The sequence below is a fragment of the Mesorhizobium sp. M7D.F.Ca.US.004.03.1.1 genome, assembly GCF_003998635.1.
Lineage (GTDB): Bacteria > Pseudomonadota > Alphaproteobacteria > Rhizobiales > Rhizobiaceae > Mesorhizobium > Mesorhizobium loti.
This window is the reverse complement of sequence record NZ_RZQG01001625.1, coordinates 1-653: the sequence shown is the minus strand read 5'-3', so window position 1 is coordinate 653 and position 653 is coordinate 1. Positions and strand designations below refer to the sequence as shown.

Sequence of the window (653 nt, the reverse complement as noted above, 5' to 3'; positions counted from 1 at the left end):
CACGAAGCCCGCGAGCCGGTGCTTGAGCGCGTCGCGGCGCTGAAGCGGCTATGGTTGGCAAAGCACGGCCGCGTTTCGGACCTCTTCGACGAAGGCTCCACCGCTCTGGCAGCACTGGTGTCCGTGCTGGCCGGGCTCGGATTGCTGCGCATCTTCGTGCTCGAACGCGAAAACGAGATCATCGCCATCTCGATCAATTTCGAGCAGCATGGAACGATGATGGCTTTCGTCACAACCTATGACCCGGCCTTCGAGCGTGCCTCGCCGGGCATGGTCCTGATGATGGATTACATCCAGTGGTCGCTTGACCGGGGCTTGACCACGGTCGACTTTCTCTGCGGTGGCGAAGATTTCAAGCGCCGCTTTGCGACGCATTCGGTGACCTTATCGTCGGTGATGGGTGGGCGAAGCCTGCCCGGACGCCTCGCCGCCTTGGCCGACCGCGCCCGCCATGCCACGAAATCCTGGCGCTCCGAGAAACCATCGAAACAAGCGGAGCTGGCGGAGGAGTAAGATTGCCATCGCCTGCATGACGGCGAGCACAATGAAAAGGTCGGGCACAAACCGATCCGATCATACCCTCTTAAGCTTAGGCCTACTGGCCTCTAATCTAGAAAATGGTTCGCGAAACCTGGCGCTCGACGGCTGGGGAC

The 653-nt window shown here is 60.8% G+C and carries 1 protein-coding gene; it reads left to right on the top strand.

The window, feature by feature from the left end; translation table 11 throughout:
• Window positions 1-513, top strand: a 513-nt coding sequence (locus tag EN935_RS39135) for a GNAT family N-acetyltransferase (RefSeq protein ID WP_127374409.1), incomplete at its 5' end; no start/stop codon positions are given.
• Between the last annotated feature and the right edge of the window lie 140 nt (window positions 514-653).